The organism is Dietzia sp. CW19 (genome assembly GCF_014145265.1).
Taxonomy (GTDB): Bacteria; Actinomycetota; Actinomycetes; order Mycobacteriales; family Mycobacteriaceae; genus Dietzia; species Dietzia natronolimnaea.
In genome coordinates, this window is the sequence record NZ_JAALEE010000503.1 from 1 (window position 1) to 809 (window position 809).

Consider the following 809-nt stretch of genomic DNA (forward strand, 5'->3'; position numbering starts at 1 on the left):
GGCGGACCGGGTCGAGGACGGGGTGCCGTCCCCGACCACGGGCCACCCGCCGACCCAGTCCAGGCGGTCGAGCATCATGTACCTCCGCTGCACCCCGTTGGGGAGCACGGCGCTGCCGCGGGGGGCGGCGTGATAGAGCATCCAGTCCTGCCCCGCGTCGTCGGTGGTCACGTCGACGTGACCCGGTCCCACCCAGTCGGCGTCACCCTTGAGGATCACGTCGCCGGGCAGCGGGGAACCCGGCCCCTGCACCAACGGGCGCTGTTGCCGATCGGAGTACGGGCCCATCACGTCGTCGGCGCGGCCACCCAACACCCGGTACTGGGACTGCTCGCCGTTGCAACACAGTCCAGCACTGGTGAACAGGTGCGTCCTGCCCTCGCGGCTGACGATGGCGGGGGCCTCGACGCCCGTACCGGCCACCAGGACGGGGTCGCCGATCAGAGCTGTCCCCGCTGGGTTCATCCGCACCGCGTTGATCCCCTCGAAGTTCCCCATGAACATGACCGGGCCGTCGGCCGTGAACACCACCTCGGGGTCCATCGGATCCAGATCCCGATAGGGCGCGTCGGCCCCTTAGCAGACGATCGGCGCACCGCCGTGGGTCCACGGGCCCTCGATCCCGGGCGCGGTGGCCATCCCGATACAGGGGGCCGGCCCGCCGGTCGTGTAGTACATGACCGCTCCGGCGTCGGCGACGTGGACGTCCGGCGCCCACAGGTACGACCCCGACGGTGCCCACGAGGGACGGGATCCGAAGGCGTCCCCCACGTACTCCCACTCGACCAGGTCGAAGGACCGGAAGTGCG

1 pseudogene is annotated in these 809 nt (G+C 71.1%); it reads right to left on the reverse strand.

The window, feature by feature from the left end:
• Positions 1–771 (reverse strand): annotated as a pseudogene (locus G6021_RS14325) (family 43 glycosylhydrolase); the annotation flags it as partial.
• Between the last annotated feature and the right edge of the window lie 38 nt (positions 772–809).